This window comes from Thermovibrio ruber (genome assembly GCF_055380895.1).
Map to the genome: position 1 here is coordinate 629086 of NZ_AP042397.1, position 16011 is coordinate 645096.

Annotated in this window: 17 protein-coding genes and 2 tRNA genes; 4 read left to right on the plus strand and 15 right to left on the minus strand. The window is 45.0% G+C overall.

Going from position 1 to position 16011, the window contains the following annotated elements:
• Nucleotides 1-68: 68 nt before the first annotated feature.
• The 4 genes from ACZ424_RS03195 to ACZ424_RS03210 form a co-directional block, all read right to left on the minus strand.
• Entirely contained in the window at nucleotides 69-605 is a 537-nt protein-coding gene (locus ACZ424_RS03195; protein WP_464905074.1) for a prepilin-type N-terminal cleavage/methylation domain-containing protein, read from the minus strand.
• An 88-nt stretch (nucleotides 606-693) separates the two neighbouring features.
• Nucleotides 694-1290 (minus strand): type IV pilin protein, encoded by a 597-nt coding sequence (locus tag ACZ424_RS03200; RefSeq protein WP_464905075.1) that lies wholly within the window; start codon nucleotides 1288-1290, stop codon nucleotides 694-696.
• A gap of 143 nt (nucleotides 1291-1433) precedes the next feature.
• Entirely contained in the window at nucleotides 1434-2807 is a 1374-nt protein-coding gene (locus ACZ424_RS03205; RefSeq protein WP_464905076.1) for an MBL fold metallo-hydrolase RNA specificity domain-containing protein, read from the minus strand.
• Nucleotides 2804-3232 carry a thioredoxin family protein gene (locus ACZ424_RS03210; protein ID WP_464905077.1) on the minus strand — a complete coding sequence of 143 codons (429 nt, stop codon included), beginning with the start codon at nucleotides 3230-3232 and terminating at the stop codon, nucleotides 2804-2806. Before ACZ424_RS03210 ends, ACZ424_RS03205 begins: the two co-directional genes overlap by 4 nt.
• 62 nt (nucleotides 3233-3294) lie before the next feature.
• Between ACZ424_RS03210 and leuS the strand changes: the two genes are divergently transcribed.
• The 4 genes from leuS to yedF are packed head-to-tail and all read left to right on the plus strand — an operon-like array spanning nucleotide 3295 to nucleotide 7447.
• On the plus strand, nucleotides 3295-6036 hold the full coding sequence (gene leuS / locus ACZ424_RS03215) for a leucine--tRNA ligase (protein WP_464905078.1): 2742 nt from the start codon (nucleotides 3295-3297) through the stop codon (nucleotides 6034-6036).
• Between the two features lie 2 nt (nucleotides 6037-6038).
• Complete coding sequence (gene lptE / locus ACZ424_RS03220; protein WP_464905079.1) at nucleotides 6039-6563, plus strand: LPS assembly lipoprotein LptE; 525 nt, start codon at nucleotides 6039-6041, stop codon at nucleotides 6561-6563.
• Nucleotides 6532-6849, plus strand: a complete 318-nt coding sequence (locus ACZ424_RS03225) for a hypothetical protein (protein ID WP_464905080.1) — start codon at nucleotides 6532-6534, stop codon at nucleotides 6847-6849. The genes lptE and ACZ424_RS03225 overlap by 32 nt, the downstream gene beginning before the upstream one ends.
• Nucleotides 6836-7447 carry a sulfurtransferase-like selenium metabolism protein YedF gene (gene yedF, locus ACZ424_RS03230; protein ID WP_464905081.1) on the plus strand — a complete coding sequence of 204 codons (612 nt, stop codon included), beginning with the start codon at nucleotides 6836-6838 and terminating at the stop codon, nucleotides 7445-7447. The genes ACZ424_RS03225 and yedF overlap by 14 nt, the downstream gene beginning before the upstream one ends.
• On the opposite strand, the gene ACZ424_RS03235 is transcribed toward yedF, so the two are convergent.
• The 11 genes from ACZ424_RS03235 to ACZ424_RS03285 form a co-directional block, all read right to left on the minus strand.
• A complete protein-coding gene (locus ACZ424_RS03235) occupies nucleotides 7415-8185 on the minus strand; it encodes a hypothetical protein (protein WP_464905082.1) in 771 nt (256 codons plus the stop codon). The genes yedF and ACZ424_RS03235 overlap by 33 nt on opposite strands.
• 55 nt (nucleotides 8186-8240) lie before the next feature.
• A tRNA-Thr gene (locus ACZ424_RS03240) sits at nucleotides 8241-8316 on the minus strand.
• The gene (locus ACZ424_RS03245; RefSeq protein WP_464905083.1) at nucleotides 8317-9840 is read right to left on the minus strand and encodes a capsule assembly Wzi family protein; all 1524 of its coding nucleotides are present in this window, start codon (nucleotides 9838-9840) and stop codon (nucleotides 8317-8319) included.
• On the minus strand, nucleotides 9837-10091 hold the full coding sequence (locus tag ACZ424_RS03250; protein ID WP_464905084.1) for a YgaP family membrane protein: 255 nt from the start codon (nucleotides 10089-10091) through the stop codon (nucleotides 9837-9839). The genes ACZ424_RS03245 and ACZ424_RS03250 overlap by 4 nt, the downstream gene beginning before the upstream one ends.
• Nucleotides 10072-10800, minus strand: coding sequence for a hypothetical protein (locus ACZ424_RS03255; protein WP_464905085.1), 729 nt, complete (start codon nucleotides 10798-10800; stop codon nucleotides 10072-10074). The genes ACZ424_RS03250 and ACZ424_RS03255 overlap by 20 nt, the downstream gene beginning before the upstream one ends.
• Complete coding sequence (locus tag ACZ424_RS03260; protein ID WP_464905086.1) at nucleotides 10784-11608, minus strand: tetratricopeptide repeat protein; 825 nt, start codon at nucleotides 11606-11608, stop codon at nucleotides 10784-10786. Before ACZ424_RS03260 ends, ACZ424_RS03255 begins: the two co-directional genes overlap by 17 nt.
• Entirely contained in the window at nucleotides 11605-12168 is a 564-nt protein-coding gene (folE, locus tag ACZ424_RS03265) for a GTP cyclohydrolase I FolE (RefSeq protein ID WP_464905087.1), read from the minus strand. The genes ACZ424_RS03260 and folE overlap by 4 nt, the downstream gene beginning before the upstream one ends.
• Before the next feature lie 3 nt (nucleotides 12169-12171).
• Nucleotides 12172-14067, minus strand: coding sequence for an ATP-dependent zinc metalloprotease FtsH (ftsH, locus tag ACZ424_RS03270; protein ID WP_464905207.1), 1896 nt, complete (start codon nucleotides 14065-14067; stop codon nucleotides 12172-12174).
• A gap of 1 nt (nucleotide 14068) precedes the next feature.
• On the minus strand, nucleotides 14069-14596 hold the full coding sequence (gene hpt, locus ACZ424_RS03275; RefSeq protein WP_464905088.1) for a hypoxanthine phosphoribosyltransferase: 528 nt from the start codon (nucleotides 14594-14596) through the stop codon (nucleotides 14069-14071).
• The gene (gene tilS, locus ACZ424_RS03280) at nucleotides 14553-15899 is read right to left on the minus strand and encodes a tRNA lysidine(34) synthetase TilS (RefSeq protein WP_464905089.1); all 1347 of its coding nucleotides are present in this window, start codon (nucleotides 15897-15899) and stop codon (nucleotides 14553-14555) included. Before tilS ends, hpt begins: the two co-directional genes overlap by 44 nt.
• Nucleotides 15900-15920: 21 nt before the next feature.
• Nucleotides 15921-15997: transfer RNA gene (locus tag ACZ424_RS03285), tRNA-Met, on the minus strand.
• Nucleotides 15998-16011 lie beyond the last annotated feature (14 nt).

The window sequence follows — 16011 nt, forward strand, 5'->3', positions numbered from 1 at the left end:
GAAACTTTTTTTTAAATCATTAAGAACAAGAACGCCCAAAGTCTCCTCCCATTTCAAAATAAGAGAACCTAAAAAACAGAATAGTTAACATAAACAACTCTTTCAGGAGGTTCATCCGGGATAAAAAGCTTCCCCACCTCTCCATCGCCGTCCAGATCCCCTTCTGCCTTTGCAATTATATCAATAATGTTATCCCTTGAATTGGTAAAACCGTTTTCTACAACAGAGTTGTCGTAACAGGTTTCCACGTTTGCCCTACACTGGGACACGGTATAGTTGCCGTTACTTTTAGCTACTCCATATCTATGCCTCAAAATTCCCACAGGATGAAAACCGATCAAGTAAAAATATGAATCGTTGTTCCAATCTGAAGTTCCTTGAGGTGGAGGTATGTCTGTAGGAGACCAGTTACAGGTGACATACTTCCCCTTTTCTGCCCTATAGACTTCCTCAAGTTGTTTTATATGACCCAAGTTCGTAATCGCCTCTAAACGCTTTGCAGCCAAGGAGTAACGTTTATAGTAAAAAGAGGAAACAGTTGCAAGTATACCTATAATTAATACAACTAATAAAAGCTCAATAAGGGTGAAACCTCTCCTCCCCAACTACCCTTCCTTTTTCCTGGATTAAATGAAGTTTACCAAAATAAAAAACGGGGGAAATTCCCCCGTACCCTCAAAGTAATCAACCACATTAGAACTCATTTGCTCCTGCATCAACAGGATCAGGTTTGATCTCGGTAGTTTCATCATCTCTGTAAAACCCTGCTTTAGTACCATCTCCATCAAGATCACCAGTAGCAGCAATTGTAATGTCTGGGCCACCAGTAACAGCAACTCCATCCTGAAGATTACCACTGTCATCAATAGATGTATCAGTGGTGTAGCCTGTAGCATCATTAGCCATACTGTTTCCTGCTTTAGCAGGGGACTCAGGCTCACCTCCCTTTACACCGTAAACGTAGTAAACGTCCCCAGCAGGCCTAAAGCCAATCAGGTCAAACCCTGCCCCACGAGTCTTTACATTCCAGGTGTGTTTTGTAGGACCTGGAGTTACAACGTTCCCTCCTTCTCCCTCAGTTGGAGCTCCACTACACTGTGCATACTGGCCGTGCTCTGCAGCAAAACTCTCCTCAGCAGTTACAATTGCACCAATGTTCTCTTTAGCCTCTACTGTTTTAGACCTCAGCTGGAACTTTCTATACTGGGGTATGGCAATTGCCGCCAGAATTGCAATAATGGCTACAACAACCATCAGCTCAATGAGTGTGAAACCTGAGCGTTTCCTCATTTTTACCTCCTAAATAAAGTTTTTTTTGTACAATACTTTAAGCAAAATATGTGCCAAATTCTGAACAGCCCAGCAGAGGGGGATTTTCATCAAGACCATTCAGCATAGTTGACGAATTTTGTCAAAAAGAGATGACAGAATTGTCAAATTGTGAAGGAAAAGTAGAGCTCCGGCATCAACGGTTTAACGCCAACTTCCCTTTCAACTAAAGGAACGAACTGTTCCATTACGGGCTTTTCTCCGTGGACTAAAACCACTCGGCTGTTTCTATCGGCAGTTCTCTTTACCCATTCAAGAAGCTGGGGCTGGTCGGCGTGGGAAGAGAAGCCGTTTATCGTGTAAACTTTAAGCTTGACAGCAATGGTTTCATTGAAAACCTTTATCTTCTTAGCTCCGTCAACTATCTGCCTTCCAATCGTCCCTTCTGCCTGGTATCCTACGAAGATTATTGAGTTCCTCTCGTCCCAGGCCCTGTGTTTGAGGTGGTGGAGTATCCTTCCACCTGTGCACATTCCGTTTCCGGCAATAATTATTGCCCTTCCACTGTAGTCGTTGATTCTCTTTGAGTCCTCAACTCTGCGGGTAAACTCCAAATAGGGGAAGTCAAAAATGTCTCCCCTCTCGCGGAGCTCCCTTAAAACCCTCTCCTCTAAACACTCAGGGTGGCGATGAAAGGTTTTTGTTATAGATATGGCAAGTGGAGAATCTAAAAAGACTTTACACGGTGGGAGCTCCCCATTTTCGTACATCTTTTTTAAGATGTAGAGGATGTCTTGAGCCCTCTCTAACGCAAAGGTTGGAATTAAAACGACGCCTCCCCGTTTAAAGGTTGAAAGAATTGCCTCTTTAAACTCCTCTACAGACTCTTTAAAACCCTTGTGTTTCCTGTTTGCATAGGTGGTCTCCATAATGACAACGTCTGCCCTCTCGGGAATTTCCGGGTCTCTGATGAGGGGCTTCCCTCTGTTCCCTATGTCTCCGCTGAAAACAACTCTCTTTCCCTCAATTTCAAGCTCTACAGTTTCAGAACAGAGAATGTGGCCGGCGTCTAAAAAGCGGAACTTAACGGATCCGATTTGATACCACCTGTGGTATTCACAGGCTTTAAAGTGGTTAAAGGTATCAAAGACTTCGTCTAAGGTGTAGAGGAGCTCCTTCGGTCTCTTCCCCTCCCTGAGCCTTCTCCTGTTAACCGTTTTAAGCTGCTCCTCCTGAACTTGAGCTGCATCCATCAGAATGAGCCGAGAAATATCAATAGTTCCGGAGGTGGCGTAGATTTTTCCCCTAAAGCCCTTCTTAACGAGGTAAGGAAGCCTTCCGCAGTGGTCCAAGTGGCCGTGGGAAAGGATTACAAAGTCAACCTCTTTCGGGTTAAACGTGAACTTAGGGTTTAACTCCTCAAGCTCCTCGCTTCCCTGAAATAGACCACAGTCTAAGAGGAACTTAACCCCGTTTGTCTCAACAAAGTGACAGCTTCCCGTAACTACCTGGGCAGCTCCGTTAAAAGTTATTCTCACTTTAGCTTCTCCCTTAAAGTTCCCTCGTTTACAGGTCCTATCAGTATCTCTTCAACTCTACCGTTTTTAGTTATGATGACTGAAGGAGTAGCAAGAACCCCCAAAGCTCTTACCACCTCCGGCTTTTCCATCGCGTTAACTTTTACAAAAACAACTCCCTTTAGTTCTTTTGAGAGCTTCTTTATGACAGGGTCTACAAACTTACAAGGCCTACAGTTGGGGGAGTGAACGTAAATAACCCCTTTACCTTTTTTAAGCCTGTGGAACTCGGGAATTTCGGGAATCTCTTTCCCTTTCATCCTCTTTGACTTAAAAGCCCAGTAGATCCTTATGCCGAAGATGAAGAGAACGTAAGCAACAATCAGAACAAAGATGACATCAAAGAAGATTGCAGCAACTTTTAAGAGAGGCTCCGGAATTGCCATAACAAACCTCCGTGGAATAGGATATCATTACGGCAGTAGAGTTTACCAACTGGAGGGTTTAGATGAAATACGACTTTAAAAAGATAGAGGGAAAGTGGCAGAGAGTCTGGGAAGAGAAAGGTGTTTTTAAAAGTTCCCCTAACCCTTCAAAGAAGAAATACTACGTCCTTGAGATGTTCCCCTACCCTTCTGGAAAGATTCATATGGGACACGTGAGGAACTACTCAATAGGGGACGTAGTTGCAAGGTTTAAGAGGATGTTTGGCTACAACGTTCTCCATCCGATGGGCTGGGACGCCTTTGGCCTTCCTGCAGAGAACGCCGCCATTAAGAGCGGAGTTCACCCTAAGGACTGGACTCTCTCAAACATTGAGAACATGAAGGAAGAGCTTAAAAGGTTAGGTCTTTCCTACGACTGGGATAGGGAAATAGCAACCTGCCTTCCGGAATACTACAGGTGGAACCAGTGGCTCTTTATAAAGATGCTTGAGAAGGGGCTTGCCTACAGGGCAAAAGCAACGGTCAACTGGTGTCCCTCCTGTTTAACAGTCCTTGCAAACGAGCAGGTAGACGAGGAAGGAAGGTGCTGGAGGTGTGGAACTGAGGTTGTTCAGAAGGAGATTGACAGCTGGTTTCTTAAGATAACCGACTACGCAGAGGAGCTCCTAAAGGACCTTGAGCTCCTCAAAGGCCACTGGCCAGACCCCGTAATAACGATGCAGAGAAACTGGATAGGAAAGAGTGTAGGAGCAAAGGTAAAGTTTGAAGTTCCCGAAAAGGAAAAAACGATTGAGGTTTTTACTACGAGGCCGGACACCCTATTTGGGGTTTCGTACGTCGCACTTGCTCCGGAACACCCGTTAACGCTGGAGCTCTCTAAGGGAACGGAGCAGGAAGAGGCAGTTAAAGAGTTTGTTGAAAAAATGAAGAGAGTTGAAAAGAGGAAGAGGGAAAGCGGAGAGCTTGAGAAGGAAGGGGTTTTTTTAGGAGTCTACGCAGTTCACCCTTTAACTGGAGAGAAAGTCCCCGTCTACACTGCAAACTTTGTTCTGATGGAATACGGAACTGGAGCCGTTATGGCCGTTCCAGCCCACGACCAGAGGGACTTTGAGTTTGCAAAAAAATATGGCCTTCCAGTTAAGGTGGTTATCGTTCCAGAAGGCAAGGAGCTCCCCGAAAAGCTTGAGGAAGCCTACACAGAACCGGGAGTCCTCATAAACAGCGGAAAGTTCTCAAGGTTAAAGAGCGAAGAAGCCAAGAAGAGGATTACAGAGGAGCTTGAAAAGTTAGGGAAGGGAGAGAAGGCCGTTCAGTACAGGCTCAGGGATTGGAACATCTCAAGGCAGCGCTACTGGGGAACGCCAATTCCCGTCGTCCATTGCGAAAAGTGCGGAATCGTTCCAGTCCCGGAGGAAGAGCTCCCGGTTAAACTCCCTGAAAATGCCCCACTCCTCGGTGAAGGGCGCTCTCCACTTGAGAGGGTCCCAGAGTTCATAAAAACAAAGTGTCCAAAGTGTGGAGCTCCGGCAAAGAGAGACCCGGATACAATGGATACCTTTGTTGATTCCTCCTGGTATTTCCTAAGGTTCTGCTCTCCGAAGGAGACGGAGCTCCCATTCAACCCAGAAGAAGCAGGCTACTGGATGGTGGTTGACCAATATATAGGGGGAATTGAACACGCAGTTTTACACCTTCTCTACTCAAGGTTCTTTACGAAAGTCTTAAGGGACTTGGGGCTTTTCAAGGCAGAGAGGAAGGACGAGCAGGAACTCTTCTTTAAGGCCGGTGAACCTTTCCTAAACCTTTTAACCCAAGGAATGGTAAACAAGAGGTGGTTAAGCGTTAAGAACCTGCTCAGAGCGTTTAATTTAGAAGAGAACAGTCCCGTTTCTGCGCTGATAGAGGCTTTAACAGGAAAGAAAGCAGAGTTCCCGGAAACCATTGGATCACTGATGAAGAGGTATCACATATCAATCGGAGACAACGCCGTTTTACTCCTTGGAACGGAAGAGGTTAAGAAGTTTATAGACGACTTTGAAGGCCTGATGGATAGGCTTGAGAGAGAATACGGTGAAGTTTCTAAGATGAGTAAGTCTAAGCTCAACATTGTTAACCCTCAGGATATGGTTGAGAAATACGGAGCAGACGCTACGAGGCTCTACGTTCTATTTGCAGCTCCCCCGGAGGCAGAGTTTGAGTGGAAAACTGAAGGTATAGAGGGAGCCTACAGGTTTTTAAGGAAGGTCTACCAGTTCGTCTCTGAGAAGAGCTCCCTCTTTGAGCAGGAATTTCCAAGTGAGCTCTCAAAGAGTGGAAAAGAGCTCAGAAGAAAGACTCACGAGACCCTCCTGAAAGTTACAAGAGAACTCTCAGAGAGGTTTAAGTTCAACACGGCTATTGCAGCAATTATGGAGCTCTTTAACGCAATCTCCTCTTTTAAACCGGAAACTGAAGGGGACTACGGAGCTCTCAAAGAGGCCATAGAAAAGCTAATAATCATGCTCTCACCCTTTGCTCCCCACATATCAGAGGAAATGTGGGAGATGACAGGCCACGTAACAATTCTCGCCTGTGAAAGGTGGCCGGAGGTTGAAGAGAAAGCCCTGGAAAGGGAAGAGGTTAAAATTCCTGTTCAGGTTAACGGCAAAGTGAGAGACGTCGTTTCACTCCCCGTAAACGCAGACGAGGAAACGGCTAAAGAGATTGCTCTCTCAAGCGAAAAGGTTAAAAGAGCCGTAGAAGGGAAAGAGATTTTTAAGTTTATCTATAGACCCAGCAGGATTATTAACATCGTAGTGAGGTAGTTTTGAGATTACTAATTCTGTTTTTAATCGGTCTGTTTACCTTCGGGTGTGCCTCTACTCCAGAGAGGGTGGAGGCACCTAAAAAACTTGAACACGTTTACCTTGAACCCGTCACCAACCGGACTTCCGAAGAGGCCTTAGACGCAATATTCACCCAGGTCGCAAACGATGTATTTGCAGAAGACCCCCGCTTCAAGGTTGACTTAAAACCGATTCCAGACGTTTCAATAGTTGTAAAAACTTCTGTAGACTACATCTCATCAACTGCAGTTGGGTTTGACAGAAGAGACGTAGCAAGGGAATATCAGGTTACTGTTGGAGCAACCGTAAAGTTAATAAGGTATGGTTTCAAAAGACCTTTAGCAGTTTTCCAGATAAGCAGATACGACTTCTACGACGCCTACGGAACTGCCTCTGAAATTGAGGAAAAAAGGAAAGAGTGCCTGAGGAGAATAGGAGAACAGATATTCAGAGAAATCGCAGAGAGGCTCTACGTTGAGGGTTATAAGAACCTTCAGAGACAGTAGGTATACGCTCATTGAATCAGAGTGGAACGGGAGCAGGTTTATCTACTTAAAAGACAATCTCCAGGGAACAGAAAGCTTGGGGGTTTCTAAAGGAGAACTTCCCCTTAACCAAATGTGGGAAAGACATTTACAAGATGCCAACTACTGCCTTCCCTGTGAGCTTTTACTCTGTTTAGAGCAGAAAGTTTTAAAAGGGGAAAACTCCGTTGCAGAGCTGGGACTAACTTTTGAAAGGCTTAAGGAGTTTAAAGAACTGATTAAGGAGGTAAAAAGTGAAAGTAGTTGACTGTAGAGGTCAGGCCTGCCCGATACCGGTTCTTAGAACAAAAGAGGCTCTGTCACAGATAGAAGAGGGAGATATAACCGTAATTGTTGACAACAAAGCCTCAAGGGAGAACGTAAAACGGTTCGCCCAGAAAGAGGGATGTTCAGTTGAAGTTGAGGAAAGAGACGGACTTTTCTACATAAAAATCATAAAGGGAGCTGCAGTAAAGGGAGAAAAGAAAGAATCTGGTAAAGAGGAAGAAACTCAAAAAGATAAGAAAGGAAGACCTGTTGTTCTCATTGCCTCTTCCTACGTTGGAGAAGACCCGGAGCTTGGAAAGATACTGATAAAGGGTTTTATAAAGACCTTCCTCAACGCAGACCCTATGCTTGAGAAAATAGTTCTGATTAATACGGCCGTTAAGTTGGCCTGTAAAGGGGCCGACGAAGAGATACTGAATGCACTGAAGGAGCTCTCTGAAAAGGGAGTTGAGATAATCTGCTGCGGAACCTGTTTAGACTACTTCGGCCTCCTTGACCAGCTTGAAGTGGGAGTGGCTTCAAACGCTTACGACGTGGTTCAGTCGTTAGTTAACGGGAGCTCCGTTATTAGGCTCTAAAAAAGAAACTCTGTAGCTCTCTGCACATAGGGAACCCCAGAAAACGACTGTAAGGTAGAGAACGGCCGCTCCCAGCGGAGAGAGAACAACTGTTATTAGGAAAACAAAGGCAAGAAGTGAAAAAACCGTAAGGAGTATTCCACCTAAAGTTACAAGTTTAAAATACTGAAAACTCATTGACTTTTTCCAGAAGGTAGGGGTAAAAATTCTGAAGAATCCTAAAAAAGCCTCTCCGAAACTCTCCCTGCTCATACTGTAACCGACGCCAAGAGGAAACAGGTAAAAATAGGCAATCCATACAGTTGAAATAACAAGGAAGTAGAGTAAACCATAAACAAGGGCGTTTTCAACGTTGTCCACACTTTTAAGATCGTAGATAACCCCGGTTAGGATAAGAAAACCGACAGTTATAAGGCTAAGAACCGTCGTTGTTATAAACGAAGCCAAAAAGATTCCGGACGAGATTTGAAGGTTTTCAGTGAATATCTTTCTAACAGTTGAAGTGTTGAGAAAATTGAGGAGCTCCTCTCTACTCTTTGACCTTAAAAAACCTATACCGTAGTAAACCTCAATCTGAGTAAGAAGAAGTGACGTAAGAACCTGCCCGACAAACGATAGAACGGGAACAAAGTGAAAAATCAAGAGGAGAACTATAATCAGGAAGAAAACCAAAACAGCCTTCCAGTTTTTAAAAACAGAAGAGAAACTAAAATCAAGCATAAGGGCAAATCTACTCATAGATTCTCCTGAAAGGGAATTTACGGAAATTATACGTTATTGTTGTTAAAGGAAATGGTGCTGGCGGGGGGACTTGAACCCCCGACCTGGGCATTACGAGTGCCCCGCTCTGCCAACTGAGCTACGCCAGCTTAGAACTTAACCTGCAAACCTAAGCCAGAAACCACGTAGTCTCTATCCTCTCCGGGTCTGTTTAAGTAGTTATCAGCCCGGTTGTAAGAAAGGCTAAAGTAGAGCCGAGATGAGAAAACTTTCAAAGGGAAAAGTTGTGTCAGATTCAGCTTCCTGTCAAGATTTAAAGTGTAAGAATGGACCCTCTCTTCGGCAACAGCGTGGTAGACACCGTGTCTCTGGTAGGAATAGGAAAGCCCCAAATTGGCAAAGGAAAAGTCACGACTGATGGAGAACTTTATCTCCTTTGAATCTCCACCTATTGCTGAACCTATAACAAAACCGTGGTAGGTAAACCCTGCCGGATAGTTGTGGTGTGCATACCAGTGGGCAGCAGAATCTGTAGTTTCCGTATACTGAATGTTCATATCGGTGTAACCATTTGTAAGGGAAAGCCCAGCAATGTGACCAGAAGCAAGAGGTAGAGGAAAACCTCCTGGACCTCGGGGTTTTACTGCATCATCTCCACCGTAAATGAAGTAGAATTTACCCCCTTTAAAAGGCTGAAACTTGAACCTGTTGAGCCAGTCCATATAGTAGACAACTTCGTAGCTCATCAACTGGTTGTTATCGTATCTTGAACCGGACTCGTTCTCCTGCTTTGCCAGGAAAACGTTCCAATAATCGTTGAGAGAATGGTAGTTAGGCCTTCCAGCGCCCCCAAACTGAATTGCCCTTGAAGCAGAGATCTCCAAGCTCTTTAAACCAAAGGGACGCCAAGTAAACCTCATTCCTATTACGTGAGCGTAAGAGCGAGGTCTCTCCTTCTCAAGCTGAGATACAAAAGTTGATATTTTCCAATCCCCTATTGGTTTTAAAAACCAGGGAAACTTCTCAAAATGGGGGTTCTCAAGTCTAAACATAAGCCAAGGTCTAACGTTATCGGTAAAGAGAAGGCCACCGTTATAGGGAGCTCCCCACACAACACTTGACTTTCCAAAAGAGACCCTAATATTTTTCTTCTCAAAGAGAATATAACCCCTGTTAAGCCTTACAGTTGTGTTTCTGACTTCCGGCTCTAAGTAAAAAACAACACTGTCCCACTTTGCTGATGAAGAGAAACGAAACCTTCCGTTAAAACCCCTATCTACCTCAAATCCTTCACTGTAGGGAAGTTTATACTGGCTAACATCTGAAAGACCGTAGGCTTCAAGAGATAGGTCGTTTAAAGGCTTAATGTAATTGTAAGATTCTCTCCTCAAAAGGGAATCAACAGTCGGCTTAAACTCTGGGTACAGCTCGTCAAATATTCTCTTGGCAAGCGAAGGGTCTAAACTCCTGTTGTTATAAATTTCAACGAGAGCCCTCGCAAAGTCCTCCTCAGTAAGAGGTCTACAAGTGAGATCAAGCTCCTTTACAAGACCTATCTCTCTGGCTCTCTCTAAGAGTTTATACTCCCTCTGGTAGCGCTCTAAAGGAACGTAGGGGGAAGCACCGTAAGAGGCACTTGAGAGAAGAAGCAGAAGAACAAGGACTTTTCTCATTTGTCTTCCTCTTTACAGTAACGTTCAAGGAGGGAAGGGACGCCAAGCTTGTGGATGAGAATGGAAGAAGGGCATATTCCTGTAACTGCGTAGAACATGAGCATAAAGCCTACAAAAAGCGTAAAGTAGAAGAAATATTTGTTTCCGGTTATAAGGCCTAAGAGAACGCTTACAAAGACGAAGAAACCGGCAAGAAAAGAGGTTATCCTCTCTACATACCAGCTGTCTGTTTTAGCCCTGTAAATTGCCATTTTCTCCCTCCTGTTGAAAGATTATTTTACAACTGTCGGGAACAGAGCTGTAGAGCTCATTAACGGTGTAGAAAACTCCACCAAAGCAAACTCCAGAAAAATCTCCCGATAGGTTAAAAACAAAACCGATGTCTTTACAGCCCTTACTCTCATCAAAGAGTTCTGGGTAAAAATCACTTCCAGTCCAAGTAATCAGAACTCCATACTGTCCCAACTCTCCCCTTTCAACCTCCACGGGGAAAATTCCTCTAACGCTATAACCCAATAGGAGAAAACCTCCGGGACACTGATAAACTTCCTGGGGAGCTCCCAAAGTCTCACCCATAATAGAAACCTTAACAAACGGCCACTCCATAGGATAAAAGGTCAAAAGGTAAACTTTCAATCCCCCACTTAAAGGAACAATTTTAAAAACCAGCGCCGGGTAAACTGATGTTCCATTTTTTACTTTTACAAAGTAAGAAGTAACGACAGATGACAGATTTTCTACCTGAGAGAGAAGGTCTTCAGGAACACTTTCCTGGTTATCCTTTTCTAAAGTTGGCTTTGAAACAGAACTTCTTTCAGAATTTAAACTCGTAACAGCACTGACTTTTCCGGTAAAAGAGGCAGATGGATTAAAGGTTAAACGGTAGTAAATAAAAAAGCCTAAAGAAACAGCCGTGATAATAATAAACAGAACTATCAACCCGTTAAGGACTGTTCTCATCTAACTCATCAAGCTCCATTCTGGCCTTTGCTGCAAGTGGAGAAGTGGGCTTTACTTCAATACACTTCTTAAAGAACTTCACTGCTCTGTCTAAGTCTCCCTCTTTTTTGTAAATTTTACCAAGCTCACAGTAAGGTTGCTGTAGGTTGGGATAGAGCTCTATTAGCCTATAATAAACCTCCTTTGCCTTATCAACATTACCTTGGCTCTTCAAAACTTTTGCCAGCTCAAGGTAAGCCGGAACGTAGTCGCTGTTGTTCCTTATGGCGAGAATCAGTTCTCTCTTAGCCTTATCAAGGTTTCCTTGTTTTTCGTCTAAGAGAGCAAGCCTATAGTAGGCGACTTCTGGGGTTAAGTAGAGAGGATTAGATAGAGCTCTCTGGTAGCACTCCCTTGCTTTCTTAAAGTCCCCCTTCTCCTCGTAGAGTATTCCCATGTTGAGCCAAGCTTCTGAAAAGTTGGGATTTAGGGATAGAGCTCTCCTCAAATACTTCTCTGCACTGTTAAGATCTCCCCTCCTTATAAAGGCCAAGCCTATAGCGTTGTATATCTTTGGATCGTCAGGAGACAGTTTCTTCGCCTTAAAAAGGTAGTTAAGAGAAAGGGGAATCTCCCCCAACTCTAAGTAGGCTATTCCTATCTGGTAGTAGCCTTCTGCCTTATCCTTTTTGCTTACCTTCTGTTCAGCAGGTGAAGGTGGCGGAGGAGCTGGACGACGGCTCTCTTTCTTTCCGTTTCCCCACAGAGATGCACAAGAGGAGAGGGAAAATAAGATCAGAGAAAGAGAAACCGACTTTAAAAATCTCATGACCCACCTTTTATGAGGAAAAGGGCTTCCATCCTTGTAGGTTCGTTTCTCATCACCCCTTTAACTGCGCTGGTTACCGTGTAGGAACCGGGCTTCTTTACACCTCTCATTATCATACAGAGGTGCTGTGCCTCTACAACGACCATAACACCCTTGGCTCCGAGTTTTTCCATAATAGCATCTGCTATCTGTTCTGTCATCCTCTCCTGAAGCTGGAGCCTTTTGGCGTAAACGTCAACAATTCTAGCAAGTTTTGAAAGACCGGTTACCTTATTGTCTCCGGGAATGTAGGCAACATGAGCTTTTCCGAAGAAAGGAAGCATGTGGTGTTCACACATTGAGTAGATGGGGATGTCTTTAACAATTATCATTTCGTCGTATTTTTCCGTAAAGAGAACCAGGTGATTCTCGGGAGAGTCGTTATACCCCCCAAGAACTTCCTCATACATTTTTGCAACTCTCTTTGGAGTGTCCTTTAAGCCTTCTCTGTCTGGGTCTTCACCAATGGCAATGAGGATTTCCCTAACTGCTCTCTCTATTCTCTCTCTGTCAAACGCCAACTCTTAAGCCTCCAGCTGTGGATTAAGACCGAACCCTTCTACAGAGGAATTACCTTCTCTCTTCTCTTTCTTTTCTGAATCCCCACCTGAAGTTCCGGAATCTCCCTTTTCAGGGGGTTCTTTAAGGAGCTCCCCGTTTATCGCCCTATCAATTTCCTCTCCCGTTAGGGTCTCTTTCTCAAGGAGAGCTCTGGCCAGGTTCTCAAGCTTGTCCATGTTCTGTGAAAGGAGCTCCTTCGTCCTGTTGTAAGTTTCCGTAATTATCCTCTTAACCTCCTTATCTATGAGCCTCCTCATCTCTTCACTTACAAGCTCCACAGGTTCGCCAAACTGCTCCCTTATTTTAACTGCAAGGGGGCCTATCTTCTCACTCATTCCCCACTCGGCAACCATCTTCCTTGCAATCTCTGTTGCCCTCTCAATATCGTTTCCGGCTCCAGTTGATATAGTCCCAAGGGCAAGCTCTTCAGCAACCCTTCCTCCAAAGAGAACAGCCAGCCTGTCAAGGAGGTATTCTTTCGTGTAGGTATACCTGTCTTCCTCAGGAAGCTGCTGTGTGATTCCGAGGGCTCTACCCCGTGGGATAATTGTAACCTTGTGGACTTTATCTGCATTTGGAAGTAGTTTAGCTACAAGGGCGTGGCCTGCCTCGTGGTAGGCAGTTGTGAGCTTTTCTTGCTCAGAGAGAACCATACTCTTCCTCTCTATACCCATAGTAACCTTGTCTTTAGCCTCTTCAAAGTCCTCCATAGTTATCTTTCCGTGGTTCTTCCTTGCAGCTATAAGGGCGGCCTCGTTTACGATGTTTGCAAGGTCTGCTCCGGAAAAGCCGGGAGTTGAACGGGCTATAACCTCAAGGTCAACGTCTTCAGCTAAGGGCTTATTCCTCGTGTGAATCTTGAGTATCTCAAAACGCCCTTTAACATCCGGAAGGGGAACGTGGATCTGCCTATCAAACCTTCCAGGCCTCAGAAGGGCAGGGTCTAAGATGTCTGGCCTGTTCGTTGCAGCTATTACGATTATTCCGTCAGAGCTCTCAAAACCGTCCATCTCAACAAGGAGCTGGTTTAGAGTCTGCTCTCTCTCGTCGTGGCCTCCACTGATTCCTGCTCCCCTCCTCCTTCCAACGGCGTCTATCTCGTCTATAAATACAATGCAGGGAGCGTGTTTCTTTGCCTGCTCAAAGAGGTCTCTAACCCTTGAGGCTCCAACGCCGACGAACATCTCAACAAACTCAGAACCGCTGACGGATAGGAAGGGGACATTGGCCTCTCCCGCTATAGCCTTTGCAAGGAGAGTCTTACCGGTTCCTGGAGGTCCTGCAAGGAGAACTCCCTTAGGAATCCTTCCTCCGAGCTGCTGGTATTTTTTAGGGTTTTTAAGGAAGTCAACTATCTCTGAAACTTCCTCTTTAACTTCGTCAATTCCGGCAACGTCCTTAAACGTTACCTTCGGTTTGTTGTCTATGAAAACTTTAGCCCTGCTCTTCGCAAAGGAGAGGGCTTTGTTGCTACCTGCGCTCATCTGCCTCATCATACTGAGCCAAAGAAGAATCAGGAAGATCATAGGAAGCCACGAAACGAGGACTGTTATATACCAAGGGCTCCCCTCTTCCGGCTTAACCTGAATTTCAACTCCCTTCTCTGCCATTTTCTTTATGATGTCGTTGTAGCCAGGGGGAAGGTAGGTCTCAAAAGGCGTTCCCTCTTTCGTAATACCGACGACTTTCTGGCCTTGAATTACAACTTTCTTAACCTCCCCTTTCTCTACCTGGGAAACGAAAGTAGAAAAAGGCTCTTGGGATGTCCTCATCTGGCCGGAGTTAAAGAAGTTAAAGGCCAGAATAATCATAAGGGCTATGGCCAGCCAGAGAACCAAGTTCTTTACTATTTCCTTCATCTTATCCATTCTCCGCTCCTTCAAAGTATCCTATAAACGGCAGGTCTCTAAACTTCTCGTTTAAATCTAATCCGTAACCTAAAACAAAGTAATTTGGGATTTTAAAGCCGACAAAATCGGGGCGGAGCTCCGTCTTCTTTGGAACTTCCTTATCAAGGAGAACGCATGTTTTAACGGTAGAAGCTCCCATACTTACAACTGTTTTATAGGCAAACTCTAAACTCTCCCCCGTGTCAAATATATCGTCAACTATCAGAACGGGTTTTCCTTTAAGATCAAGGTCAGGAAGGTAGGTTAAACGGAGCTCCTCCTTCTTCTCACCCCTATAGCTCTTTAAAGCCATAAAAGTAACCTCTACGTCAAGGTTTAAAGCCCTGATAAGGTCTGCCGTAAAGACAAACGCCCCTTTAAGAAGGGAAACGAGAACCAGGTTGTTAAACGGGAAGCTATGGGATATTTCGTCTGAGAGCTCCCTTACCCTTTTCTCAATCTCCTCTTCCCCTATTAAAACCTTTACTTTCCGGTTCAAGTTCAACTCCAACAAAGTCTCCGTTTACCTCTATCTCCTTCCTGTAGAGGTGAGGAATAAAAATAATCTCTCCTCTGGTTTCAACAACGGGGAGTCGATCTCTCAAGTGGGCAGGAACCTTCTTCTCAATTAAAAACTTCTTCAAAGACTTTGAGAAACCTTTTAACCTCAATCTGTCCCCGGGTTTCCTGCTCCGGACAATTATACCTGTCTCATTAAAAGAAGAGAGGGGAGCAAGAGGAACCCCCGAGTTGAGCCGGAACTTAAGTGTGTAGAGAGGCGTCTTAACAGTTGAAGGAACTTGATTTACCTCGTAGTAGAAACCTTCCTCAACGTCTTTTCTTTCCGGTTCAATACAGAGGAGCTCCTGAGTTTTATAAACGACAACTCCAGAATGGAAGGAAAACCGCTTAAAACCCTCTTTTTTAAGGGCTTCTTTTATCTCCTCAACGCTTCTGTAGGAGAGCTCCCTACCGGAAACCTGTCTGTAGGCCTCCCTGAACACTTCCGACAGGAGAAAGGGGTGGAGCTCCTTTAAAACCTTTAAGGGTACGCAGAAAGTCCCGTCCTTCAAGTGAGAAGAGACTATAGGACCAACTTGAACACTAATAAAGTCTTCAAGCTCTCTAAGGAGTTCCGTCTCCCTGAGAACTGCCTCCTCTAAAGAGGGGTTTATCTCCTTGAGAACAGGAACAACCTTCAGCCTTATGAGGTTTCTGTCGTAGTCAGTCTTCAGGTTTGAGCTGTCAATAACAAAGGGTAGTCTGTTCTCCTCAACGTAAGCTTCAACCTCTTCTCTCGTAACGAGGAAAAGGGGGCGAACGAAGATGTCTCTCTTCGGAAGGAATCCCCTTAAGCCCTTAATTCCGGAACCCTTCGTAAGGTTTAAAAGGACGGTCTCTGTAAGATCAGAGGCCGTATGTCCAAGGGCAACGAAGTCTCCGTTCCACTCACTTAAAGCCTCCCTTAAGAGCCTGTACCTCTCCCTTCTGGCAGTAGCCTCAACGTTCTTGCCCTTAGATACCTCAGGGATGTTGACCCGCTTAACTATGAGGGGAACGTTCCAGTCTCTACAGAGCTCCCTAACGAAGGCCTCGTCCCTCTCCGATTCTTCTCCCCGAAGCATATGGTTAACGTGAACGGCTCCAACGGTAATGTTCATCTCCTCTTTTAGCGAAAGGAGAACGTGAAGGAGCGTAACTGAATCGGGACCTCCAGATAGGGCTACGAGAACGCGGGAGTTTTCAGGAAATAGGGAGAACCGGGCAACTGCCCTCTTGACCTTTAACTTAATGTTTTCCATAGGTTAGGTAAAAAAGAAAATTGGTGGCGACGGGTGGAGTCGAACCACCGACCTGGCGGGTATGAGCCGCCCGCTCTAACCACCTGAGCCACGTCGCCACTTGCAGAGGAAA